Genomic DNA, 23,705 nt, shown 5'->3' with positions numbered 1-23,705 from the left:
GAGGGCGCCTCCGGCGGCCGCCGGGGCCAGCCCCGTGTCGAAGATGAACGTACGGGCGGTGTCGACGAGGTGGTCGATGACGCGCGCCGGTCCGAGGACCGCTCCGCCCTGGCTGCCCAGGGACTTGGAGAGGGTGACGGTCACGACGGTGGAGGCGTCCCCTGCGAGCCCCGCGGCGTGCACCGCACCCCTTCCGCCCTCCCCGACCACACCCAGGCCGTGAGCGTCGTCGACGACGAGCGCGGCACCGTGTGCGCGGCAGGCGGCGGACAGCTCCCGCAGCGGGGCGGCGTCGCCGTCCACGGAGAAGACGGAGTCGGTCACGGCGAGGGCGCGCCCGTCATGACCGTCCAGGGCCTTGCGCACGGCTTCGGGGTCGGCATGAGGCACGACGGCCGTCTCGGCGCGCGAAAGGCGGCAGCCGTCGATGAGAGACGCGTGGTTGCCCGCGTCGGAGACGAGGAGGGTGCCGGGGGCGGTGAGCGCGGTGAGGGCGGCGAGGTTCGCCGCGTAGCCCGAGGAGAGCACGAGCGCCGCTTCGAAACCGCAGAACTCGGCAAGTTCCGCCTCCAGTTCGGCGTGGAGGGCGGTGGAGCCGGTGACCAGTCGCGAGCCGGTCGAGCCGGCGCCCCACACGCGTGCCGCGTCCGCCGCGGCGCCGGTCACCTCGGGATGGCGCGTGAGCCCGAGGTAGTCGTTGCCGGCCAGATCCAGCAGCGGGGACTCGGCGGGACGGGGGCGCAGCGCGCGTACGAGGCCGGCCCGCTCCCGGGTGCTGCGGGCGTCGTCGATCCAGCCGAACGGGTCCTGCTGGGCGGGCAGTTGGCTGGGCTGGGAGGACCCGGACGGTTCGGGGCGTGTCTCGGGCTCCTCGGGCATGGCGCGCTTCCTCGTGCTTCCGTTGCGGGTCTGTCTGGTCGGGCCGGGCCGGAATCCGCCGGCCCCGGCACGCGACGGTGCCTCACCTGGCGGGGTGGTTTTGTATGCAGTCCATAGACGGTAGTCGCTGCCGTGCGAGGGTGTGGTGTGGTGATGCACACACCTCCACCCGTCCGTGTTGTGACCTCACTCCTTGGCCCCGAGCGGGGAAATCAGCAAGGATCGACGCCATGGACCTGCTGAACACACTGGTGGAGAAGGGGCTTCGGCGCGAGCTGCCCACACGCGACGAGGCACGTGCCGTTTTGGAGACCTCCGACGAGGAACTGCTCGACGTGGTCGCCGCCGCGGGGAAGGTGCGGCGCCACTGGTACGGGCGGAGAGTGAAGCTGAATTATCTGGTCAACCTGAAGTCCGGGCTGTGCCCCGAGGACTGTTCGTACTGCTCCCAGCGGCTGGGTTCGAAGGCCGAGATCCTCAAGTACACCTGGCTGAAGCCGGATGAGGCCGCTTCGGCCGCCGCGGCGGGTCTCAAGGGCGGTGCCAAGCGGGTCTGTCTCGTTGCCAGCGGTCGCGGGCCGACCGACCGGGACCTCGATCGCGTCTCGAAGACCATCTCCGCCATCAAGGACGAGCACGAGGGCGTGGAGATCTGCGCCTGTCTGGGACTCCTCTCGGAGGGGCAGGCCGCGAAGCTGCAGGCGGCCGGCGCCGACGCGTACAACCACAACCTCAACACCTCCGAGGCGACCTACTCCGACATCTGCACCACTCACGACTTCTCGGACCGGCAGGAGACCGTGCGTCAGGCGCAGTCGGCGGGCCTGTCGGCCTGTTCGGGACTGATCGCGGGGATGGGTGAGACCGACGAGGACCTGGTGGACGTGGTCTTCGCGCTGCGCGAGCTGGACCCGGACTCGGTGCCGGTCAACTTCCTCATCCCGTTCGACGGCACGCCGCTGGCCGGCGAGTGGAACCTGACGCCGCAGCGTGCGCTGCGCATCCTGGCCATGGTGCGGTTCGTCTGCCCGGACGCCGAGGTGCGGCTGGCGGGCGGGCGCGAGGTGCACCTGCGGTCACTCCAGCCGCTGGCCCTGCACCTGGCCAACTCCATCTTCCTCGGCGACTACCTCACCAGCGAGGGCCAGGCCGGGCAGGCCGACCTGGACATGATCGCGGACGCCGGTTTCGAGGTCGAGGGCACCGACACCACGACCATGCCCGAGCACCGCACCGACGAACTGGTGGCCGTGCGCCGCCGGGGCACCGGCACCGCCCTGCCGCCGAACGCCTGAGCGCCGTCGAGGTGGGTGAACTCTCCATGAGTCCGGAGGAGTTGCTGGCTCTCGACCGGCAGCACGTGTGGCATCCCTACGGCCCCATGCCCGGCCGCTCGCAGCCCCTGGTCGTCGAGTCGGCGGCCGGGGTGCGGCTGCGTCTGGCCCAGAAGGTGTGCGGGCGGCGGGAGTTGGTGGACGGGATGTCCTCGTGGTGGTCGGCGGTGCACGGCTACAACCACCCCGTACTCAACGAGGCGGCCCGCACCCAGCTCGACCGGATGAGCCATGTCATGTTCGGCGGGCTCACCCATGAGCCCGCCGTGCGGTTGACGAAACGACTTGTCGATTTGACGCCGGACGGTCTCGAGCACGTCTTCCTCGCCGACTCCGGTTCCGTCTCGGTCGAGGTCGCGGTCAAGATGTGCCTCCAGTACTGGCGTTCGCGGGGACGCCCCGGCAAGCGGCGGCTGATGACGTGGCGCGGCGGCTACCACGGCGACACCTGGCAGCCGATGTCCGTATGCGATCCCGAAGGCGGCATGCACGAGTTGTGGTCCGGGGCGCTCCCGAGGCAGGTCTTCGCCGACGCACCGCCCCCGGGCTTCGACGCCGCTCCGGACGAGCGCTACACCTCGCACCTGCGGGAGACGATCGCCCGGCACGCGGACGAGCTGGCCGCGGTGATCGTGGAACCCGTGGTGCAGGGCGCCGGTGGAATGCGATTCCACTCCCCCGCCTACGTGCGGGCCCTGCGTGAGGCGTGCGACGAGCACGACGTGCTGCTCGTACTCGATGAGATCGCCACCGGCTTCGGGCGTACGGGCGCGCTGTTCGCGTCGGAGCACGCCGGGGTCACCCCTGACGTGATGTGCCTCGGCAAGGCGCTGACCGGGGGCTACATGACCCTGGCGGCCACTGTGTGCACGTCGCGGGTCGCGGAGGGGATCTCGCAGGGTGAGGTGCCCGTACTCGCGCACGGTCCGACGTTCATGGGCAATCCGCTCGCGGCCGCCGTCGCCGACGCCTCGATCGGCCTGCTTCTGGACGGCGACTGGGCGGCTCGGGTACGGAAGATCGAGAGCGGGCTGAAGGCCGGGCTGTCCCGGGCGGGCGGCCTGCCGGGCGTCGTCGACGTGCGGGTGCTCGGTGCGATCGCCGTGCTCCAGCTCGACCACGACGTCGACATGGACGCCGCGACGCGAGCCGCCGCAGGGGCCGGGGTGTGGCTGCGGCCCTTCCGCGACATGGTCTACGCGATGCCTCCGTACGTGACCGACGAGGCGGACGTGGCCCTGATCTGCGACGCCATGTGTGCCGCGGCTGCGGAGGGCTGAGCGCGTGCGAGGAGTCGTGGTCGTGACCGGCACGGGCACCGAGGTCGGCAAGACGGTCGTCACGGCCGCTCTCGCCGCGGCGGCGCTCGAGCAGGGCCGGTCGGTCGCCGTCCTCAAGCCCGCGCAGACGGGACTTGCCGCGGAGGAGCCCGGAGATGTCGCCGACGTGCGGCGTCTGGCGGGCGACGAGGTCACAGGCGCCGAACTCGCGCGCTATCCGGAGCCGATGGCGCCGGAGACTGCGGCACGGCGGGCCGGCCTTGATCCGGTGCGCCCGTCACAGGTCGCAGAAGCCGCCCGGAAACTGGCCGCCGGTCACGACCTGGTCCTCGTCGAGGGCGCCGGCGGCCTGCTGGTGCGCTACGACGAGGACGGGGCGACCCTCGCGGACGTGGCCGGGCTGCTGGCGGCGCCGGTGCTGGTGGTCGCCGCGGCAGGGCTGGGGACTCTGAACGCGACGGCCTTGACGACGGAAGCGCTGCGCATCCGTGAACTGCGCGTGGCGGGCGTGGTCATCGGCAGCCTTCCCAAGGAGCCCGATCTGGCGACGCGCTGCAACCTTCAGGATCTGCCGCGGGCCGCCGGCGCCGCGCTGCTCGGTGTTCTGCCCGCCGGGGCGGGCGCCTTGTCGCGGGCCGACTTCCGCGCGTCGGCTCGGAGTTGGCTTTCCGAGGAGCTCGGCGGCAGCCGCCACGGCCCCTGGCACTGAAACATGCCTGCCCTTCTCGCGGTGTCAAGGCGTCACTTCAGCCTTTTTGGGGGAGAATCGGTTCACCTGGTCACGAAGTTCGACGGAGGGACCCAACTCATGGCTCTACCGGGCGCGGAGCAGGAACCGGCGGAAGAGACGGTGCGTCATCCGCTGTTCGCGCGGTTCTACACCCGGCTGAGCGAGTCCGCCGACGTACGGGCGGGGGTCGGCGCCCACCGTGAGGAGTTGCTCGCCGGGCTCACCGGGAGGGTGATCGAGGTGGGCCCGGGGAACGGGCTCAACTTCACGCGCTATCCCGCGACCGTCACGCAGGTGATCGCGGTGGAACCCGAGCCGCATCTGCGGAAGTCGGCCATCGCGGCGGCCGAGCACGCACCGGTCCCGGTGGAGGTGGTGGCGGGCAGCGCACAGCACCTGCCGGTGCCGTCCGAATCGTTCGACGCCGCGGTCTGCTCGCTGGTGCTGTGCTCACTGCCCGATGTGCGTCCGGCCCTTCTGGAGCTGCGGCGCGTGCTGCGGCCCGGCGGTGAGCTGCGCTTCTACGAGCACGGGTCGGCCGAGGGGCGCCGGGGGATGATGCGGTTCCAGCGCGCCCTGGACCGTACGGTGTGGCCGCATCTGTTCGGCGGCTGCCACACGGGGCGCGACCCGGTCGGGGAGATCGGGGCGGCGGGATTCACGAACGTCTCCTTCCGGCGGTTGCTGGTGCCGCAGGACGGTCCCGTCTTCCCCTCGTCCTTCCATGTGCTGGGCAGAGCCGACTGCCCCTGAAGCAGCTGCGTCCGCCCTGCCGGACGAGGTCTCGCCCAGCCGGACTCCCGCCCGGCGCCGAGGAGTTGAAGGCCTGCGATGGACTCAGTTCGTCCAGGTGCGCAGTTCGCCGGCGATGTCGTGCACTCCGGCCGAGCCGTCCTTGACCAGCCAGGCCAGGTCGCGGATCTTCTCCGGAGAGGTGGCGACAGGCAGGCCGCTGGCCACGAGGTACGCATAGGCGACCGCCGACGCGAAGAGGGCGTTGCCCCGCTCCAACGCGGGGACGTGCAGCAGCAGTTGGAGCAACGCTGCAGCGCGGTCGTGAGGTTCGGGGTAGACGGGGCGCTCGAATATGGCTGCCTCGTGCCTGCTGACGGCGGCGACAAGCGCGCCGTAGTCGGTGATGCGGGGGTCACCCGGAGCTTTCGCCTCGGCGACCATCAGAAGCCAGGCGAGATCGATGCGGAGTGTCACGTACGCGGACGACCCTCGCTCTCGCGGTGAACCGGTTCGGGGAACTCCTCCGCGAAGACCGACTCGTAACTCCTCATGAAGTCCGCGGCGGCTTCGACGAAGGTGTGCCCCACCTCGCCGGCGTCGCGCTCGACCAGCTCTTCGATGTAGCGGTTCACGCTCACCCCCCGCTCGAGGGCGCGCTCTCGCGCCGTCTCCGCGGTCGCCTCGTCCACACGGACGTTCAGCTGAGTCTTGGCCACACCACAACGCTAGCACTCCTCCGCTAGCATCGGCCAGGCGTGGGGCCGACATCCTTCGGCGCCCGCGCCGGGGAGCCGTCTGCCGAGGGGGAATGGGCGTGCACTGGGCGGGATGGGCCGTACCGGCTCTGGTGACGGTCGTCGGCGGATGGATGCTCTTCGACGGGCTCCACGCGCTGCTCACCGGAGACTTCGTCACGCCTGACAGCGGGACCCACGCGGGCCGGCTGGGACCGTGGGCGCACCTCGTCCCGGGTGTGGGCCTCGACCCGCGTTCGTTGCCGGTCAAGGCGGTCTTCGTCGGCTACGCCGTGCTCTACCTGGCCTCCGGGGCCGCCTTCGCCGCCGGGACAGCGGGAGCCTGGTGGGCACTCGTGATCGCCGCCGCCTGCGGCCTCTGGTACCTGCCCTTCGGGACCGTGGCGAATCTCGTGGTGCTGGTGGTGCTGTTCCTGCCGTCGCTGCGCGTACGCGGCTGAGGCTCCGCCGTGCCGCCGCCTCGCACACCGTCCGCATGATGGAATTCCGCCACCGTGAGGGCGGCGGGGTGCTGGGCTACCGCCATGGACGATCTCGCGATACGCGCCGCGACCAGCGCAGACCTCGACCGCGTACTGGAATTCTGGAACGAAGCCGCCGAGGGCACGAGCATCAGCGACGACCGTCCCGGGCTGGACATGCTTCTCGACCGCGACCCGGGCGCCCTGCTCCTGGCCGAGTGCGGCGGGCCCGCACCGGCAGGCACTGTGATCGCCGGATTCGACGGCTGGCGCTGCCACCTCTACCGCCTCGCGGTGCATCCCCGGTACCGGCGACGGGGAGTGGCCACCGCGCTGCTGGAGGCCGCCGAACAACGGTTCACCGCACTTGGCGGGCGCCGGGCGGACGCGATGGTGCTGGACCGCAACGGCTCGGCGCACGGCGCCTGGAGCGCCGCGGGCTACGCCTCTCAGGCACAGTGGAGCCGCTGGGTCAAATACCTGGTCTGAGCGCATACGGGCCCTCGGGCCGGGGAACGCGGTGTCGGCCCGCCCGACTACGATGAACAACTCCTGTCACTCAGCCACCCCGCCTCCAGCGGGGGCAGCCCTGACCGAAAGGTGTGAGAGTCCGCCCATGGGCGACCCTCCCAACTGCACACAGCGCGGTGTCCGGCACCGCGCGGCGCTCTCCTCCGTCCTCCCCGCTCCACGTGCCGCCCGCTCCGGGGTGGGGGTCTCCCGATGACGGAGGTGCTCTTCCTCCTCCTGGCGCTGCTGCTCGCACTGGCCTGCGGTGCGTTCGTCGCGGCGGAGTTCTCGCTGACGACGGTCGAACGCGCCGATCTCGAGCGGGCGGTGCAGCGCGGGGAGCGCGGCGCGCAGAGTGCCATGGAGGCCGTGCGGTCGCTGACCTTCCAGCTCTCCGGGGCCCAGCTGGGCATCACGGTCACCAACCTCGTGGTGGGCATGCTCGCCGAGCCGTCGATCGCCAAGCTGATCGCGGGCCCGCTGGAGGCGGCGGGCGTTCCGCGATCGGCCGCGCCCTCGGCGGCGCTCGTCGTCGGTACGGCCCTGTCCACCATCGTGCTGATGGTCATCGGCGAACTGGTGCCGAAGAACTGGGCCATCTCCCGGCCGCTGACGCTCGCCAAGGCCGTCGCCACACCGCAGCGGATCTTCTCCGCCGCCTTCCGCCCGCTGATCCGGCATCTGAACAACACCGCCAACCGCATCCTGCACCTGATGGGGCTGGAGCCCACCGAGGAGCTGGCCTCCGCCCGCTCCCCTCGGGAACTGGTGGCGCTCGCCCGGCACTCCGCGAAGGAGGGTGCACTCGAGGCGGACACCGCCGAGCTCTTCGTACGGACGCTGCACCTCGCGGAGCTGACCGCCGAGAACGTGATGACGCCGAGGGTCCAGGTGACCTCCCTGGACGTTCAGGCCAACGCGGAGGACGTCGCCAACGCCACCCGCGCCACCGGCCTCTCCCGGTTCCCGGTCGTGCGCGGCGGCCTGGACACGGTCGTCGGCATCGTGCGGATCAAGGACGTGCTGGCGGTTCCCGCCGACGACCGTCCCCGCTATCCGGTGACCGAGCTGATGCACGAGCCGCTGCTCGTCCCGGAGTCACTGACCGTCGACCGGCTGCTGGACCGCATGCCGGGCGGCGACCGCAGCATCGCGATCGTCATCGACGAGTACGGCGGCACGGCGGGCGTGGTGACCCTCGAGGACATCATCGAGGAGGTCGTCGGCGAGGTCCGCGACGAGCACGATCCGCAGGAGCGCCCGGACCTGGCGCCGGCCGGGCAGGACCCGGAGGGGCGCAGGATCTACGACGCGGACGGCGCCACCCGCATCGACCAGCTGGAGGGCATCGGCATGCGTGCCCCCGAAGGGCCGTACGAGACCCTCGCCGGCCTGGTCGCCACGCAGCTCGGGCGCATCCCGGAGCGCGGCGACCAGCTCGACGTGGAGGGCTGGCACACCGAGGTGGTGGACGCACGGGGGCGCCGGGCCGCCCGCGTACAGCTGACCGCTCCGCTCGAAGCGGAGGAGCAGGAGCTCGAAGGGGAGGAGGAGCGATGACCGCGGTACAGCTGCTCATCGGGCTGCTGACGCTCGTCGCCAACGCCTTCTTCGTCGGCGCCGAGTTCGCGCTGATCTCGGTGCGGCGTGCGCAGATCGAGCCGCGGGCCGAGGAGGGGGACCGGCGGGCGCGGAGCGTCATGTGGGGTCTGGAGCACGTCTCGGCGCTGCTCGCCGCGGCGCAGCTCGGCATCACGCTGTGCACGCTGGTGCTGGGTGTGGTCGCGGAGCCCGCGATCGAGCACCTGCTGGAGCCGGTCTTCCACGCGGTGGGCATGCCGGACGGTGCGGCGCGCATCATCTCCTTCGTCATCGCGCTCTCCCTGGCGACGTACTCGCACATGCTGCTGGGCGAGATGGTGCCCAAGAACATCGCCCTGGCCGGACCCGAACGTGTGGCACTGCTGCTCGGGCCGCCGCTGGTGGCGTTCTCACGGGCGCTGCGGCCGGTGATCTTCACGGTGAACGCCTTCGCCAACAGCCTGCTGAAGCTGATGCGCGTGGAGCCCAAGGACGAGGTGGCCTCGACCTTCTCCGACGACGAACTGGCGCAGATGGTCGCGGACTCCACCGAGGCCGGGCTGCTGGACGAGCGTTCCATGGAACGTCTCCGCGACGCCCTGGAGCTCGGACGCCGTCCGGTCGGCGAGATCGCGCGGCCCACGGAGCGGGTGGTGGCGGCGCGGCTGGGTGTGACTCCGGAGGAGCTGGAGCAGCTGTCGGCCACTTCGGGCTACTCCCGTTTCCCCGTCGTCGACAGCAGGGGCCGGGCGCTGGGGTATCTGCACGTCAAGGACGCGCTGGACGCCATACCGCGTGACGCGGCGTTCCCGGCCACGGCGCTGCGCCCGATCGCCCGCGTCCACGCGTCGATGCCGCTGGACGACGTGCTCGGCGCGATGCGCACCAGCCGTACCCACCTGGCAGCCGTGATGGGCGAGGACGGGGGTACGGAAGGCGTCGTGACCATGGAGGACGTACTGCGCGAACTGGTGCACCACAGCCCCTCGGACGAACTCCGGTAGCGGCCGGGGGCCGGGGAAGGTCGCCCTGAGCAACCGGATACGATGGCTGGTCGTGACCAGCGCGACCGACCCTTCAAGCACCCCGGAATCCATCGAGGCTCCCCCGACGTCCGAGACCGGTGAGGCACTCGCCGTCCGCAGCTTCGTGGCTCTCGGCGACTCCTTCACCGAGGGCATGTCGGACCGCCTCCCGGACGGCACCTACCGTGGCTGGGCCGATCTGCTCGCCGCCCGTCTCGCCGCCCGCGTGGAGGAACTCCCCGGCTCCCCCAGCGGGCCGGAGGGCCCCCTCACCGGGCCCGGTGCTGGTGCCACCGGGCCCGAGGCCCATGAAGGCTTCCGGTACGCGAATCTCGCGGTGCGCGGCAAGCTCATCGGGCAGATCGCGAGCGAACAGGTCGACGTCGCCGCCGCGATGGGCGCCGACCTGGTCACGCTCGTCGGCGGGCTCAACGACACGCTGCGCCCCAAGTGCGACATGGGGCGGGTGCGCGGGCTGCTGGAGGAGTCCGTCGGCAAGCTCGCGCCGAGCTGCGGCCGGCTCGTGCTGATGCGCAGCCCCGGACGCCAGGGGCCCGTGATGGAGCGCTACCGGGCGCGCATGGAGCACCTGTTCACCTTCATCGACGAGCTTGCGGAGCGGCACGGCGCGACCGTCGTGGACCTCTACACGGGCGGCACGCTGGCCGACCAGCGGCTGTGGGCTGACGACCGCCTGCACCTGACGGACGAGGGACACCGCAGGGTGGCGGAAGCGGTGTGGCAGGCCCTGGGACATCCCGCCACCTCGGACTGGCGCACGCCGCTGCCGCCGGGCGTCACGCCCTCCTGGCTCGCCCGCCGCCGCGCGGACCTGCGCTTCACGCGGGAGCATCTGGTCCCCTGGATCGGACGCCGGCTGACGGGCCGCTCCAGCGGTGACGGGCGCGCGCCGAAGCGGCCGGAACTGACAGCGCTGGCCTGCGAGGACTCCCCGTAGAGGCCGCATACCCACCCCGTAGAATCGGGTGGTGTGACTGACAAGCCCCGCATCCCGGACGTCCTCGCCTCCCGTTACGCCTCCACTCAGCTGGCACGCCTGTGGTCCCCCGAAGAGAAGGTGGTGCTGGAGCGGCGGCTGTGGCTCGCGGTGCTGCGGGCCCAGCAGGACCTGGGCGTCGACGTCCCCGAGCAGGCCATCGCCGACTACGAGCGCGTGCTCACCAGCGTCGACCTGGCCTCGATCGCGGAGCGCGAGAAGGTCACGCGCCACGATGTGAAGGCCCGGATCGAGGAGTTCAACGCCCTCGCCGGCCACGAGCACGTGCACAAGGGCATGACCTCGCGCGACCTGACGGAGAACGTCGAGCAGCTTCAGATCCGCCTTTCGCTGGAGCTGGCGCGTGACCGCACCGTCGCCCTGCTGTCGCGTCTGGGCAAGCTGGCCGGTGAGCACGCCGAGACGGTGATGGCAGGACGCTCGCACAACGTGGCCGCGCAGGCCACGACGCTCGGCAAGCGCTTCGCCACCGCCGCCGACGAACTCCTCGTCGCATACGAGCGGTTGACCGACCTGCTCGCCCGCTACCCGCTGCGCGGCATCAAGGGCCCGGTCGGCACGTCGCAGGACATGCTCGACCTGCTGGGCGGCGACGAGGACAAGCTCTCCGAGCTGGAGCAGAGGGTGGCCCGGCACCTCGGGTTCGGGCACGCCTTCACCTCTGTCGGGCAGGTCTATCCCCGCTCCCTCGACCACGACGCCGTGACCGCCCTGGTGCAGCTCGCCGCCGCGCCCTCGTCGCTGGCCAAGACGATCCGGCTGATGGCGGGGCAGGAGCTGGTCACCGAGGGCTTCAAGGAGGGGCAGGTCGGCTCGTCCGCGATGCCCCACAAGATGAACACCCGCTCCTGCGAGCGCGTCAACGGCCTGATGGTCGTCCTGCGCGGCTACTCCTCGATGACGGGCGAGCTCGCCGGCGACCAGTGGAACGAAGGCGACGTCTCCTGCTCCGTCGTGCGGCGCGTGGCGCTGCCCGACGCCTTCTTCGCCTTCGACGGGCTGGTGGAGACGTTCCTGACGGTGCTCGAGGAGTTCGGTGCCTTCCCCGCCGTCGTGGAACGCGAACTCGACCGCTACCTCCCCTTCCTGGCCACCACGAAGGTCCTCATGGCGTCGGTACGTGCCGGAGTCGGCCGGGAGAGCGCACACGAGGTGATCAAGGAGCACGCCGTCGCCTCGGCGCTGGCACTGCGGGCGGGCGCCGAGCGCAACGAGCTGCTCGACCGGCTGGCCACGGACGAGCGGATCCCGCTCGGACGGGACGAGCTCAACGCCCTGATGGACGACCGGCTCGCCTTCACCGGGGCGGCGGGCGCTCAGGTTGCCGCAGTGGTCGCCCGCATCGACGAGATCGCCAAGCAGCACCCGGAGGCCGCGTCGTACACGCCGGGGGCGATCCTCTGACACCGCGCGCTCCCCGCTTCAGCCGGGAGCAACTGGAGGCCGCCCGGGGCAAGACCGTCCCGGACGTGACGGCAGAGGGGCTGCGGGTGCTCTTCTGCGGCATCAACCCCGGGCTGATGTCCGCCGCGACGGGCCACCACTTCGCCCGTCCCGGCAACCGCTTCTGGCCGGCGCTGCACGCCTCGGGGTTCACTCCGCGGCAGCTGCGTCCCGACGAGGAGGGCGAGTTGCTCGCGTGCGGGCTGGGCATCACCAACGTCGTGCAGCGGGCCACTGCGCGTGCGGACGAGCTGAGCGCGGAGGAGTACCGCGAGGGCGGGACGCTGCTGGAGGAGAAGGTGCGGCGGCTGCGTCCCCTCTGGCTCGCGGTGGTGGGTGTGACCGCTTACCGGATCGCCTTCGAGGACCGTGCCGCCCGGATCGGACCGCAGGAACGCGAGATCGGCGGCGCACGGGTGTGGGTCCTGCCCAACCCCAGTGGCCTGAACGCCCATTGGACGCCGGCGGCCATGGCCGGGGAGTTCGGGAACCTGCGGGCAGCGGCCGAAGCGGACGAGCACGATGCGGACGGCGGCCGGTCCCGGGGGACTTAGAGCTGCTGACGGAATGCAACGCGTCGTCGGCTTCCCACGGCTTCGGCCGGCCCCTCGCACACCGAGCACATCATCGTGGTGGTCCGATCACTCCGGAACCGATGATCCGGGGAGGCTCGCCGCGGCACGGATCCGGGCCTGGGCAGTCAACGCCGGGTCGTGAAGCGCGTGTTCGCCCGCTTATCGCTGGCGTGGGCTCAAGATGTGGCGCCGGCGCGGGAGCGGCCGGCTAATGCGCGAGCTGCCGTTCCTCGGCTTTGAGACTGCGGAGCGTCCAGAGGCCGTACAGGGCCAGCAGCGGTTTGAGGACGATCCACTCGCCGGGGCGGTAGTCATCGGCACGTACAAGCCGCTCAGCGAGATCAGGGCGCTGCCGACGCAAGTACATGCGAGCCTTGAGCGCGTGAGCCGGCTGGGAGGCGATCTTGATGCGGTCGACGCCTTCGAGCAGGGGGATCACATTGGTCACGTTTTCCCAAGTGGTCATGCTCCGGTCTTCGATGACAACGCGGCCCTCGAACTTGAGCACAGATACCGCGTAGTCGGCCATCAGCTGGGCCTCCGCGGGACCGCTGCCGGTCGCGCCGCCACTGAAGATCACCCGGGTGTCGCGCGCGCTGCCGGAGCCGATGGATCGAAGGCCGGCACGGACCCGCCACCGATTGACGGTGTTGATCGCCCCGTGCGGATTGCGGAAGCCCGGCACGACCACGGCCGCGGAAGCACCGTCGCAGTTTCCGACGAGGGTTCGAGACCAACGCCAGTTCAACCACTCACTCCAGGTCAGGACCGCAGCTGCACCCACTGCCAGTCCCCACGCTGATCGCATGCGACAACCCTAGGACGCCACGGCACCGAACAGCGCGCACCGACCGCACTGCAGACGACGCACTGCCAGGGCCCTCCTGGACCGGGTCGTTGACGGTGACCGCTGCGACCAGTTGGAAGGGCAGTTCGGCATCGTGCTGAGAGACGCCGAGCGCGATCCACCTCTCCCCCGCACGCCACAGATCCAGACAGGGAACGCCCGCGCTCAGCTCCGCCCAGGGCTGCCAGGACTCCTCCTGAACGCCGCCCCCGCCCCGGGTGCTCCTGACGAGCGTGCTCCACAAGCTGAAGACCTGCGGCTCGCCCCAGCGCGCGGAGAGCACGACGCTCAACGCGCCGCACTCCGCCTCGTATTGCTCGAGTGCCGCGAGCCGCCCTGTGCCGTCGTCCTCCCAGAACTCCTCGCTCGTGGCCAGTTCGGCTATGTGATAGCCCGGACCGCTGACCACGGAGTCCGACCTTGCTCGCCGGGCCGGGAAGGCGAGAGCGCGTAACAGATCGATCGTCGCGAGGTGTTGTGCGGTGGTACCGGCCATGGTCCAAGTAAACCGCCGGGCACCGACATCCGGCTTCGTCCCAACGGACCTCGCTCCGCGGGCGGTTGAGCACCGGCGGCGTCGCGGTGGCCTGCACGGCCGGCCACTTGCACCTGGCTGATGCGGGGTCGGGCGCACGCCGCAGGGCATGGACGTCGGCCCCGTTCTGCGAGCGGTCGACCTCGCTCTGCGAGCCTTCATCAGCGCGTCCGGGCGGAAATCCCGTACTCGCAGTAACCGGAGGCAGACGATACGATCCGCGTCACGGGAACATGCGGGGAGGCGGACTTGATGCGGCTCTCGGGCAGAGATCCTTCTCTGCTGCGACGAATCAACTCCACTGCCGTGCTGCGCGTACTGAGCTCGGAGTTCGGCCGCGCTCCCCTGACGCTCACCGACCTCTCCCACGCCACCGAACTCTCCCGGCCCACCGTGGAAGGCGTCGTCGAGGGGCTCATCGACGCGGGCCTGGCGGCTGAGGCGGAGGAGGAAGCCACGGACGGCGTGCATGCCGCCCGCCGCGGGCGCCCCGCGCGCCGCTTCCGGTTCCGCGCCGAGGCGGGTCACGCGCTCGGCGTCGAGATCGGCTCCCACCGCATCGCCGCCGTACTGTGCGATCTGACGGGCCGGTTCACGGGTACGGTCGCGCACGACGTCCCCGAGAACGCCCCCGCGGACGAGCGGCTGGCCACGGCGCACGAGGCCATCCGTGAACTGCTCGCCACGAACGAGGTGCGGCAGGAGTCGCTGCGCGCCGTCGGCGTGGGCACGCCGGGGATCGTGGAGGCGGACGGCACCGTACGACTGGGCACGGCCCTGCCGGGCTGGACCGGGCTGCCGCTCGGCGAGCGTCTCCGGGAGGCCTTCCGCTGCCCGGTGTTCATCGAGAACGACGCCAACGCCGGTGTGGTCGCCGAGCGTTGGAAGGGCGCGGCGCGCGGCGCCGAGGACGTGGTGATGGTGCTGGTCGGGCTCAGTCCCGGCGCGGGCTCACTGATCGGCGGACGGCTGCACCGCGGGTTCGGAGGAGCCGCCGGGGAGATCGGCGCACTGCATCTCCTGGGCCGCGAGGACAGCCCCGAGGCGCTGTTGTCCACCACCGACGAGCCGTTGCACCCGCTGGACGAGGCCGCCGTGGCGCGGGTGTTCGCTCTCGCGCGCGCCGGGGACGAGCGGGCGGAGCACGCCATGGAGCGGTTCGTGCAGCGGCTCGTTCACGACGTGGCCGCCCTTGTACTGGCCCTGGACCCGGAGTTGGTGGTGATCGGCGGCTGGGCCTCGGGGCTGGACGACGTACTGGAGCCGCTGCGCGGCGAGTTGGAGCGCTACTGCCTGCGGCCGCCCCGGGTGGAGCTGTCAGCTCTGGGCGAGGCGGCGGTGGCGACCGGGGCGCTGCGGCTCGCGCTCGACCAGGTCGAGCGCGAGCTCTTCAGCGTCGATGTCGACTGAACCGTGAACACGGCCCGTTGATCCCCGGGCCGCCCGGCCTGAATCCCCGTCGGACGTGGGTCAGCCGGCCATGAGCGCGACGGGCGCCGTGTCACCGAAGGTGAGCCGGCAGGTGTCGGCCCGGTAGGTGGAGACCGCGACGGCGGCGGTCACGCCCTGCGCGAAGTACCGGGTGGTGACCACCAGGACGGGTGCTCCCGGGAGCCGGTCCAGCTGCCGCGCGTCGTCCGCGCGGGCCGAGCCCAGCTCCACCGCGCGCTCCTGGCCTTCCAGTTCGAGGCGGTGCAGTTCACGCAGGACGGCACGGCCCCGCGCCGAACCGCCGGCGGACTCGATGCCGGACATCCCGGGCACCGACGCGTGAGGCACGTAGAGCATCTCCGTGGCGACGGGCTGCCCGTGCGTCATCCGCGTGCGGCGCACGGAGTGCACCGGGGCGTCGGGCCCCTCACTGAGCATCGCCGCGACGGAGGCGGGCGGTGCGGCCTCCTCGCAGTCGGCTGTCTGCCACGCGTCGTCCGGCGCACCGGGCCAGCTGAGCTCGCCGGGGCCGACGTCGACGCCGAAGCGGGGCGGCGCGACCGTCGTACCCACGCCGCGACGGCGCTGCAGGCGCCCTTCCAACTCCAGCTGTTCGAGGGCCTGTCGGAGGGTGGCGCGTGCGACGCCGAAACGGGCTGCCAGTTCACGCTCGTTCGGAAGAATCTCACCGACGGTGAACTCGGAGTCCAGCGCGTCCGACAGCACGGTCTTCAGGTGCCAGTACTTCGGCTCCGGCACCGCATCCACTTGTGTGGTCCCCACAGTGGGCCTCCGCATTCCCCGCGTACAGCCCCGCCGGGGGCGGCCGGGGCTTTATACGTGCTTGTTTTTTAAAGGTTGTTGCGTATGGCCGACGATAGGCCGGGCCCCCCTCTTGGTCAAGACCAATCCTTTGGCTCACGAAGCTGTTCCGCCTGGCCACGACGGGGTGCAATGATCGATCATCGTTCGCTCGCCACGGGAGGTCATGCATGTCGCCACAGCAGCGGGTAACCGTCGTCACCGGTGGCGGCCGGGGCATCGGTGCGGCCGTCGCCGTACGGCTCGCGCGGGCGGGACACCACATCGGAATCGGCTACGAGTCAGGACGGGACAGCGCCGAGCAGACCGCGAGAGCCGTGCGCGCCGAGGGGGTGCGCGCGGTTCCGGTCCAGCTCGACGTCAGCGTCGAGGACCAGGTGGACCGCCTCTTCGACGTCGTACGCCAGGAACTCGGGCCCGTGACGGGCCTGGTGAACAACGCCGGCGTCACCGGACCTCTGGGGCGGTTCACACAGACGCCGACCACGGTGATGCGCCGCGTTCTCGACGTGAACCTGCTGGGCGCACTGCTGTGTGCACGGCGTGCGCTGCTGGAGATGTCCACGCGGCACGGCGGCGAGGGCGGCTGTGTCGTCAACATCTCCTCCGGAGCGGCGACGCTCGGCGCTCCGGGAGAGTACGTGCACTACGCGGCGTCCAAGGCAGCCGTGGATGCGATGACGGTCGGCCTGGCGAAGGAGTTCGGGCCGGAGGGCGTGCGGGTCAACTCCGTTCAGCCGGGAGCCGTGCTCACCGACATGCACGCGGCGATGGGCGATCCCGACCGGGCATGGCGCAAGGCCGAGACGATTCCGCTGGGCCGTCCCGGCGAGCCGCACGAGATCGCGGACGCCGTGGCCTGGCTGATGTCGGACGAGTCCTCGTTCACCACGGGAGCGGTGCTGCGGGTCTCCGGCGGCGCGTGACGCCGACGCCGCCGGCCCGTCACGCGGGCTGCCCCGGGAGCAGGTGCGCGATCTTGTCGGGGTTCGCGATGAGGTAGACGCACTGGATCCTGGAGTCGGCCACGTCCAGCTGCATCACCACGCCGGCGCCGTCGACCACGGCGAGGACGGCCGGGCCGCCGTTTAGTTCGAGGAAGTTCAACTGGGCGCCCAGGCCGCTCTGTTGAACGATGGCGGCGAAGAACCGGCTGACCTTGGTCGCGGAGGTGATGGTGCGCATCGGCGCCTTGGCCTTGCCGCCGCCGTCACCGATGAGGCGGGCGTCCGGAGCGAGCAGTTCGAGCAGCGCTGCCATGTCGCCCTTCCTCGCGGCCTCCAGGAAGCGCTCGGTCAGGTCGCGCTGCTGCGCGGGGTCGACCTCGTAGCGGGGGCGCCGCTCGGCCACGTGGCTGCGGGCGCGCCCGGCGAGTTGGCGTACGGCGGGTTCACCGCGGTCCAGGACGGTGGCGATCTCCGCGTAGGGGAATCCGAACGCCTCACGCAGCACGAACACCGCCCGCTCCAGCGGCGAGAGGGACTCCAGCACCACGAGCAGGGCGAGCGAGACGGACTCACCCAGCGTCACACGCTCCGCCGCGTCCGGTTCCGGGGCGGAGCTGACGTCGGTGGGCAGAGGTTCGGGAAGCCACGGGCCCACGTACGTCTCGCGCCGTGACTGGGCCGAGCGCAGCCGGTCGATGGCGAGCCGTGTGGTGACCCGGACGAGAAACGCCTTGGGGCTGCGCACGGCCTCCGCGTCGGCGGACGCCCAGCGCAGCCATGCCTCCTGGACGACGTCCTCGGCGTCGGCGACCCGTCCGAGCATGCGGTAGGCGACGCCGAGTAGGACGGGTCGGTGCTGCTGGAAGACCTCGGTCGCGTCGGTGCCGGATGCGGCACCGCCGGCCGCGTCGATCTCGTCGGCGTTCACCGGCCCATGATGGCACTCCGCCTTCGGACTGCTGCGGGAGGCTTCCACGACGGGCCTCTTGCTGACATCGTGTCTACGAAAGAGCGCGCCCCTTCAGCCGCCCGTCACCAGCCAACCGGTACCCGAGCCACACGAGGAGTGGACCATGGCCGCCGTCGCCTCGCCCCACGTGCCCGTACGCGAGACCGATTCCTTCCTCCAGGTCACCCCCGACGGGAAGCCCCCCTTCGAGCTGGCCTACGAGAGGCGCGGCAGCGGAGAACCCGTGGTCCTGCTGCACGGCATCGGACACCACTGGCAGGCCTGGGAGCCGGTGTTGAGCATCCTGGCCGCCTCGTACGAGGTGGTCGCCGTCGACCTTCCCGGCTTCGGCGCCTCGCCCACGCTGCCGGAGGGCCACTCCTACGAACTGGGCAGCGTCATACCCCTGTTGGGCGAGGCGATAAGCACTCTCGGTCTGGAACGGCCGCATGTGGTGGGCAATTCCCTAGGCGGCCTTCTCGCGCTGGAGCTGGCGCTCCACGGCCACGCGCGGTCGGTCACGGCCCTCTCCCCCGCCGGTTTCTGGACCGGCGCCGAAAGGCGCTACGCCTACGCGCTGCTGATGGGCATGCGCGCGGGCGCCAAGGCCATTCCGGACGGGATGCTCCAGCGGCTGGCCCGGACCGCCGCGGGGCGCGCCGCGCTCACCAGCACCATCTACGCCCGCCCCGGCCGCCGTTCACCGGAGGCCGTGATCGCCGAGACGCGGTCGATGCGGGCGGCCACCGGGTTCGCTCCGACGCTCGAGGTGGGCCGCAGCCCCGAGGTGCTCTTCGACCAGGACATCCCGGACGTGCCTGTCACCATCGGCTGGGGAGACAAGGACAGGCTGCTGCTGCGCCGTCAGGGCGTGCGGGCGAAGAAGGCGATTCCGAGCGCGCGCCTGGTCGCTCTGCGCGGCTGCGGTCACGTGCCGATGAACGACGACCCGGCCATGGTCGCGCGGCTCGTGCTGGAGACGGCTCAGTCGGTCTGACGGCCGGCGGGACCGTACCCGTCGCCGGCCGGGGGCGTGCCCGGCCGGCTGCCGGCTTCAGGGCCGGTGGTCCGCCGGGATCTGCTCCGCTTCCGGCACGCGACCGGGTGGCGTGCCGTCACCGAACGGGTTGCCGCCGAGCTGTTCACGGTGGTGCGGGGTCAGCCATCCGGACAGCTCCGGGCCGACCGGCACGATCGCCGTCGGATTGATGCCCGTGTGCACCTGGTAGTAGTGCCGCTTGATGTGGTCGAAGTCGACCGTGTCGCCGAAGCCCGGCGTCTGGTACAGGTCTCGCGCGTAGGCCCACAGGACCGGGTCCTCGGCGAGCTTGTAGCGGTTGCACTTGAAGTGGCCGTGGTAGACGGCGTCGAAGCGCACCAGCGTGGTGAAGAGGCGGATGTCGGCCTCGGTGATGCTCTCACCGACGAGGTAGCGCCGGTCCTTCAGCCTCTCGGAGAGCAGACCGAGGCGGCGGAAGACGTCACCGCACGCCTCCTCGTACTCCTCCTGGTTCGTGGCGAACCCGGCACGGTAGACGCCGTTGTTGAAGTCCCGGTAGACCCCCTCGCTCACCTCGTCGATCTCACCGCGCAGCGCCTCGGGATACAGATCGGGGGCGCCGGGCCTGAACAGTGCGCTCCACTCGGTGGCCAGATCGAGCGTCATCTGCTGGAAGTCGTTGGTGACCAGCCGGCCGCTGGGCACGTCCACGATCGCCGGGACGCTCACGCCTCCCGGATAGCCGGTCTCGCGGGCGTCGTAGGCCTCGTGGAGGTACCGGATGCCCAGAACCGGGTCCTTGCCGCCCGGATCGAGGGTGAAGCGCCAGCTCTTCTCGTCCTGGAGGGGATCGGTGACGCCCATGGAGAGCGCGTCCTCCAGGCCGAGAAGACGCCGCGAGATGGCGGCACGACTCGCCCACGGGCAGGCCCTGTTGATGACGAGCCGGTAGCGGCCCGCTTCCACCGGCCAGCCGTCGGCGCCGTCCGCCGTGATGCGGTCCGCGAAGTGGCTCTTGGACCTCTTGAAGGCCTTCCTGCCGTACTTCTCGTTGCCGTCCATGCTCTCGTCACCCTCGCGGGTCATCGTTCGTGTCCCTTCCGTCCGACATCGCAGAAGGCCTACCCCGTCCTCGCTGATCCACTGCTGCCTTCCGGGCCGGTCTCCGGCGGCCCGGACCGGGCCGTCTCTTCAGGTCACACGTCCGTGTTGGACCATCCGCGGGTGCACAGGACGAGGTTGTAGCCGTCGGGGTCCCGCACGGTCACGCCCCAGGTGTCCCAGTACGGATTGTGCGCTCGCACTCGCGTGCCGCCCGCCTCCTCGAGGCGTGTCACCAGCTCGCCGGGCACTGGGCCGTCCAGGTAGATCACCAGCAGGTCCTCCGCGCCGGGTGAGGGCACGACGGGCCGCCGCGGGTGGAGGGCGAGCTCCAGATGCCAGTCGGCGTCGCGCCACCCGACCATCAGCAGCGCGTAGCCCTCCTCGGTCTCCTCCTCGCCGGGCTCGGGCTCCTTGCGGTACAGCACCTCCAGGCCCAGCCCGGCGGTCCAGAAGCGCTCGGCCGCTTCCAAGTCCCGTGAGGGGCGGGCGATGCGGATGTGGCTGCGTCCGTTCGCGGGCATGGGGCCTCCCTGTTCACGGCCGTACGGGCATGTGCGCGGCGAACCGCACAGGGAACCGTATGCACGGGTGAGCGGGCAGACATCGGACCCGGGCCGGAGGGGCGGGTCCGTCCTCGTGCCTAGGGCTGTCCGGACCGACGCACGGGAACGTGCACACAGCACGCTCCCTGGCGTCGGCCGGAGCAGGCTCCGGCGTGGCCCCGTCCGCGCAGTGGGGTCAGACGATCTCGTCGCTCATCTCGGCGAGTTCACGGTCTCCGCTGCCGGAGTGCGTGGGCGTCGTGTACGCGCGCCGCCCCGCCACGGCCCACCAGAAGGTCGCCAGCGCGAGTACGGCGATCAGCGCGAGGGGCGCGTAGTTGAAGGAGTCGATGGTCACGGGGCTGGACTGCGGGAGGCAGAAGAGCATGGTCACGAAGACCACCCAGATCACCGCGATCCAGCCGATGGGCACACCCCAGCGCCCCAGGTTCCACTTGCCCTGCTGGAAGCGCTCCTTGTTGCGCAGCCGCAGGAAGATGGGAATGGCGTAGGCAGGCGTGACCCCGATGACCGCGATCGCGGTCACGGCGCTGTATGCCGCCTTGCTGAACAGGGCCGGGAACGCCAGCAGCGCGGCGGCGGCCACGGTCAGCAGTACGGCACTCGAAGGCGTGCCGGTGCGCGTGCTGACGCGGCGCCACTGCGAGGAGAAGGGCAGGGCGCCGTCGCGGGAGAAGGCAAACACCATCCGGCTGGCCGCGGCGACCTCAGCGTTGCCGCAGAAGAGCTGCGCCACGATCACGATGAGCAGCAGAAGCTTCGCCCCGGTCAGCCCTAGCGCGTCGAGGAAGACCTGCGCGGGCGGCACCCCGGTGGCCGTGTTCTGGGTCCCGGCGTAGTCCTGGATGGCGAAGGTGATGCCCACCAGCAGTACGAAGCCCGCCAGCCACGACCATCCGACGGCCCGTACGATGCCGCTCGCGGCACTGACCTCCGCGTTGGTCGTCTCCTCCGAGAGGTGGGCGCTGGCGTCGTAACCGGTGAAGGTGTACTGGGCGAGCAGCAGCCCGATCATGATCACGTACACCGAGCTCGACCATCCGGTGTCGTTCACGAACTCACCGAAGACGAACGACGCCTCACGGTGCTGGGACGGTACGAACGTCAGCGCGGCGACGATCACGGCGACACCGGCGAAGTGCCACCACACGCTCACGGAGTTCAGCACGCTGACGAGGCGTACGCCGAAGAGGTTCAGCGTCGCGTGCAGCATCAGGATGATCAGGAAGATCACCATGACGGTTCCGGGTGTCGGTGCGATCCCCCACTGGAGGTTGAGCAGCGCACCGGTGAACATGGCCGCGCCGTAGTCGATGCCGGCAAGTGTCCCCAGCAGCCCGAGGAGGTTCAGCCAGCCGGTGTACCAGCCCCAACGGCGGCCGCCGAGCTGGTCGGCCATGTAGTAGAGGGCTCCGGATGTGGGGTACGCGCTGGTGACCTCGGCGAGCCCGGCGCCCACGAACATCACCATCAGGCCCACCAGGACCCATCCCCACAGCATCACCGCGGGTCCGCCCGTGACCAGGCCGAAGCCGTACAGCGTCATGCATCCGGACAGCACCGAGATGACCGAGAAGCTGATGGCGAAGTTGCCGAACGAGCCCATGCGCCGCACCAGTACGGGGTGGTACCCGAGATCTCGCAGCTTGGCGTCGTCGTCGATGCGGTCCGCGTGACGTGACCTGGCGGTGGGAAACACGGAGACCTCCGAAGGTGTTGCAGAAGCGGATGTGAAAGGGAGGGATCTGTGGGGGGCTGACGCTGCGGCGTCAGTTGTCCGCCGCCAGGGACTCGGCTCGCGCTCGCAGGAACTCCGCCTTGGCCCGGTCCGGGCGTTCGGGCCCTTCTGCCACATGCAGCCAGGGCTGCTGGGTGAAGTAGGGGCCCAGAGCCGTGAAGACGCGGGCGGCGTCTGCGTTCCGGTGTCCCGCCCACAGCGCGTGCGCCAGGTGGTTGAGATCCATGACGGACTGGGTGGCCGGATGCGTCTGGTCGAACCAGCCGTGCAGCGCGCTGCGGGTGTCGAGGGCGATGGGGTCGTGGGCCCACTGCTGACGGAGCAGCGGGTCGTCCCTCTGCTGTGCGATCTGGCGCCGGAACTGCTCGACGTACGCGTACAGCGGGAGGGCAAGCAACTCGGACCCGGCCGGAGCCCATGAGGAGACCCAGCGCACGAAGTCGACCGCGGAGGCGCGCGAGCCATGATGACCCTCGGCACGTGCGTGGAGGAAGTGCAGCATGCGGTGGTGCGCCTCGCGGTTGTACCGGTCACGTTCGTAGACGCGGTACAGCAGCCCCCACGGGCCGGGCGGAAGCATGGGCTCCGCGGCGCGTTCCCGGTGCTCCGGCCGTTCCTGCGCCTGGTCGAGACGGGCGAGTGCGAGCAGGCACACCCACGGCACGGGATCGGCGGACAGCTGCTCGGCGGCGGCGTAGCACTCCTGCCTCGCCGCGCTCTCCAACTCCAGGGATCTGTGGTGCCGTTCGCGATGGGCGCGAACGGCACGCTCCACGGCTACCCGTGCCTGCATCATTCGTGCGTCGGCGTCCTGCGGCGCTTCCTGCAGCCACGCCTCCACCACCTGCGAACCGGCGGCGACCACCCCGAGGACCTGCGATCTGGAGGTACGCAGGCCCCATGCCGTACCCGTACGGGCGAGAAGTGTCCGCATCGCCATCCAGCGGCCGGCCCGCAACTCCTCGACGGCACCGCGCAGTTCGGTGTCGAAGCCGGCCGGGCTGTAGACAGGGCGGATCTCGCGGCCGCCCCCGCCTGCCGTCCGCCGCATCAGCCCTGCTCCGTGGCCACTCGGCTCGACGACCGAGTCAGCGGGCGGGGCGTAGGGGGCATCGGAGGGTGCGGATTCACAAGCGGTCCTCAACGGGCAGGGGCGGAGACCACCCCCGCATGCGTGCTCCATCGCACAGGTCAGCAGGTCGCGGCGGCGGGCCCCGGATTTTCCGTCACCGAACCTAACTGCTTGGAGTCGCCAGCCACCCGACGGGATATGTAACGATCCTGTGTCGAAAATTGGGAGACACGGCCGCCGCCTCCCTCGAAGCCGACCCGAGGTCCGTCTTGACCCCTTCCGTCACTCCAGCGACCCCTCACCACGAGGTGGCCCCTCGGGGCGACCTGGGAAAAAGTAACCGAACGGAAACGTAGGCGGGTCCGGCCGGG

The 23,705-nt window shown here is 70.9% G+C and carries 25 protein-coding genes; 14 read left to right on the top strand and 11 right to left on the bottom strand.

Annotation, left to right across the window (positions count from 1 at the left end; all coding sequences use genetic code 11):
* The coding region (locus H5J26_RS08345) for an aminotransferase class I/II-fold pyridoxal phosphate-dependent enzyme (RefSeq protein ID WP_181765087.1) at positions 1 to 879 on the bottom strand (879 nt) is incomplete at its 3' end.
* 230 nt (positions 880 to 1,109) lie between these two features.
* Here H5J26_RS08345 and bioB point away from each other — a divergent pair.
* The 4 genes from bioB to H5J26_RS08325 all read left to right on the top strand — a co-directional run bounded on the left by bioB (position 1,110) and on the right by H5J26_RS08325 (position 4,976).
* Positions 1,110 to 2,174 carry a biotin synthase BioB gene (gene bioB, locus H5J26_RS08340; RefSeq protein ID WP_181765086.1) on the top strand — a complete coding sequence of 355 codons (1,065 nt, stop codon included), beginning with the start codon at positions 1,110 to 1,112 and terminating at the stop codon, positions 2,172 to 2,174.
* Positions 2,175 to 2,200: 26 nt separating this feature from the next.
* Positions 2,201 to 3,493 (top strand): adenosylmethionine--8-amino-7-oxononanoate transaminase, encoded by a 1,293-nt coding sequence (locus tag H5J26_RS08335; RefSeq protein WP_181765085.1) that lies wholly within the window; start codon positions 2,201 to 2,203, stop codon positions 3,491 to 3,493.
* Between the two features lie 22 nt (positions 3,494 to 3,515).
* Positions 3,516 to 4,202, top strand: a complete 687-nt coding sequence (gene bioD / locus H5J26_RS08330; RefSeq protein ID WP_419183768.1) for a dethiobiotin synthase — start codon at positions 3,516 to 3,518, stop codon at positions 4,200 to 4,202.
* 99 nt (positions 4,203 to 4,301) lie between these two features.
* Positions 4,302 to 4,976, top strand: a complete 675-nt coding sequence (locus H5J26_RS08325; protein ID WP_181765083.1) for a class I SAM-dependent methyltransferase — start codon at positions 4,302 to 4,304, stop codon at positions 4,974 to 4,976.
* A gap of 84 nt (positions 4,977 to 5,060) precedes the next feature.
* Here the strand turns inward: H5J26_RS08325 and H5J26_RS08320 are convergent, their stop codons facing one another.
* Complete coding sequence (locus H5J26_RS08320) at positions 5,061 to 5,432, bottom strand: fic family toxin-antitoxin system, toxin component (RefSeq protein ID WP_181765082.1); 372 nt, start codon at positions 5,430 to 5,432, stop codon at positions 5,061 to 5,063.
* The gene (locus H5J26_RS08315) at positions 5,429 to 5,674 is read right to left on the bottom strand and encodes a toxin-antitoxin system HicB family antitoxin (protein WP_181765081.1); all 246 of its coding nucleotides are present in this window, start codon (positions 5,672 to 5,674) and stop codon (positions 5,429 to 5,431) included. Before H5J26_RS08315 ends, H5J26_RS08320 begins: the two co-directional genes overlap by 4 nt.
* Before the next feature lie 98 nt (positions 5,675 to 5,772).
* On the opposite strand from H5J26_RS08315, the gene H5J26_RS08310 reads away from it, so the two are divergent.
* The 7 genes from H5J26_RS08310 (at position 5,773) to mug (ending at position 12,305) form a co-directional block, all read left to right on the top strand.
* Positions 5,773 to 6,153, top strand: coding sequence for a hypothetical protein (locus tag H5J26_RS08310; protein WP_181765093.1), 381 nt, complete (start codon positions 5,773 to 5,775; stop codon positions 6,151 to 6,153).
* Positions 6,154 to 6,207: 54 nt separating this feature from the next.
* Positions 6,208 to 6,663 (top strand): GNAT family N-acetyltransferase, encoded by a 456-nt coding sequence (locus tag H5J26_RS08305; protein ID WP_328514947.1) that lies wholly within the window; start codon positions 6,208 to 6,210, stop codon positions 6,661 to 6,663.
* 234 nt (positions 6,664 to 6,897) lie between these two features.
* Positions 6,898 to 8,244, top strand: coding sequence for a hemolysin family protein (locus tag H5J26_RS08300; protein ID WP_181765079.1), 1,347 nt, complete (start codon positions 6,898 to 6,900; stop codon positions 8,242 to 8,244).
* Entirely contained in the window at positions 8,241 to 9,269 is a 1,029-nt protein-coding gene (locus H5J26_RS08295; RefSeq protein ID WP_181765078.1) for a hemolysin family protein, read from the top strand. Before H5J26_RS08300 ends, H5J26_RS08295 begins: the two co-directional genes overlap by 4 nt.
* Positions 9,270 to 9,444: 175 nt before the next feature.
* Positions 9,445 to 10,248 (top strand): SGNH/GDSL hydrolase family protein, encoded by an 804-nt coding sequence (locus H5J26_RS08290; protein WP_210771113.1) that lies wholly within the window; start codon positions 9,445 to 9,447, stop codon positions 10,246 to 10,248.
* A gap of 33 nt (positions 10,249 to 10,281) precedes the next feature.
* Entirely contained in the window at positions 10,282 to 11,712 is a 1,431-nt protein-coding gene (purB, locus tag H5J26_RS08285) for an adenylosuccinate lyase (RefSeq protein WP_181765077.1), read from the top strand.
* A gap of 65 nt (positions 11,713 to 11,777) precedes the next feature.
* Positions 11,778 to 12,305, top strand: a complete 528-nt coding sequence (gene mug, locus H5J26_RS08280; RefSeq protein WP_309237832.1) for a G/U mismatch-specific DNA glycosylase — start codon at positions 11,778 to 11,780, stop codon at positions 12,303 to 12,305.
* A gap of 229 nt (positions 12,306 to 12,534) precedes the next feature.
* Here mug and H5J26_RS08275 read toward each other — a convergent pair whose 3' ends face one another.
* Together H5J26_RS08275 and H5J26_RS08270 are read right to left on the bottom strand one after the other, a co-directional pair.
* Positions 12,535 to 13,134 carry a YdcF family protein gene (locus H5J26_RS08275; protein ID WP_181765076.1) on the bottom strand — a complete coding sequence of 200 codons (600 nt, stop codon included), beginning with the start codon at positions 13,132 to 13,134 and terminating at the stop codon, positions 12,535 to 12,537.
* The gene (locus H5J26_RS08270) at positions 13,079 to 13,669 is read right to left on the bottom strand and encodes a hypothetical protein (RefSeq protein ID WP_309237831.1); all 591 of its coding nucleotides are present in this window, start codon (positions 13,667 to 13,669) and stop codon (positions 13,079 to 13,081) included. Before H5J26_RS08270 ends, H5J26_RS08275 begins: the two co-directional genes overlap by 56 nt.
* Before the next feature lie 288 nt (positions 13,670 to 13,957).
* On the opposite strand from H5J26_RS08270, the gene H5J26_RS08265 reads away from it, so the two are divergent.
* Positions 13,958 to 15,118: an ROK family protein gene (locus H5J26_RS08265; RefSeq protein ID WP_181765075.1), complete on the top strand. Its 1,161-nt coding sequence runs from the start codon at positions 13,958 to 13,960 to the stop codon at positions 15,116 to 15,118.
* 60 nt (positions 15,119 to 15,178) lie between these two features.
* Here the strand turns inward: H5J26_RS08265 and H5J26_RS08260 are convergent, their stop codons facing one another.
* The gene (locus H5J26_RS08260; RefSeq protein ID WP_181765074.1) at positions 15,179 to 15,922 is read right to left on the bottom strand and encodes a GntR family transcriptional regulator; all 744 of its coding nucleotides are present in this window, start codon (positions 15,920 to 15,922) and stop codon (positions 15,179 to 15,181) included.
* A gap of 209 nt (positions 15,923 to 16,131) precedes the next feature.
* Here H5J26_RS08260 and H5J26_RS08255 point away from each other — a divergent pair, with 209 nt between their 5' ends.
* On the top strand, positions 16,132 to 16,887 hold the full coding sequence (locus H5J26_RS08255; protein ID WP_181765073.1) for an SDR family oxidoreductase: 756 nt from the start codon (positions 16,132 to 16,134) through the stop codon (positions 16,885 to 16,887).
* Between the two features lie 19 nt (positions 16,888 to 16,906).
* Here H5J26_RS08255 and H5J26_RS08250 read toward each other — a convergent pair whose 3' ends face one another.
* The gene (locus tag H5J26_RS08250; RefSeq protein WP_309237830.1) at positions 16,907 to 17,836 is read right to left on the bottom strand and encodes an RNA polymerase sigma-70 factor; all 930 of its coding nucleotides are present in this window, start codon (positions 17,834 to 17,836) and stop codon (positions 16,907 to 16,909) included.
* Between the two features lie 145 nt (positions 17,837 to 17,981).
* Between H5J26_RS08250 and H5J26_RS08245 the strand changes: the two genes are divergently transcribed.
* Entirely contained in the window at positions 17,982 to 18,854 is an 873-nt protein-coding gene (locus tag H5J26_RS08245; protein WP_181765072.1) for an alpha/beta fold hydrolase, read from the top strand.
* 57 nt (positions 18,855 to 18,911) lie between these two features.
* Here the strand turns inward: H5J26_RS08245 and H5J26_RS08240 are convergent, their stop codons facing one another.
* The 4 genes from H5J26_RS08240 to H5J26_RS08225 form a co-directional block, all read right to left on the bottom strand.
* Complete coding sequence (locus tag H5J26_RS08240; RefSeq protein ID WP_181765071.1) at positions 18,912 to 19,943, bottom strand: glutathione S-transferase family protein; 1,032 nt, start codon at positions 19,941 to 19,943, stop codon at positions 18,912 to 18,914.
* A gap of 110 nt (positions 19,944 to 20,053) precedes the next feature.
* Positions 20,054 to 20,482: a VOC family protein gene (locus tag H5J26_RS08235; protein WP_181765070.1), complete on the bottom strand. Its 429-nt coding sequence runs from the start codon at positions 20,480 to 20,482 to the stop codon at positions 20,054 to 20,056.
* Between the two features lie 217 nt (positions 20,483 to 20,699).
* Complete coding sequence (locus tag H5J26_RS08230; RefSeq protein WP_309237829.1) at positions 20,700 to 22,223, bottom strand: amino acid permease; 1,524 nt, start codon at positions 22,221 to 22,223, stop codon at positions 20,700 to 20,702.
* Positions 22,224 to 22,293: 70 nt separating this feature from the next.
* On the bottom strand, positions 22,294 to 23,313 hold the full coding sequence (locus H5J26_RS08225) for a hypothetical protein (protein WP_181765069.1): 1,020 nt from the start codon (positions 23,311 to 23,313) through the stop codon (positions 22,294 to 22,296).
* Positions 23,314 to 23,705: the final 392 nt, after the last annotated feature.

It is taken from the genome of Streptomyces albidus (ex Kaewkla and Franco 2022), assembly GCF_013870515.1.
GTDB lineage: Bacteria > Actinomycetota > Actinomycetes > Streptomycetales > Streptomycetaceae > Streptomyces > Streptomyces albidus.
This window is presented reverse-complemented; position numbering and strand designations above follow the sequence as displayed.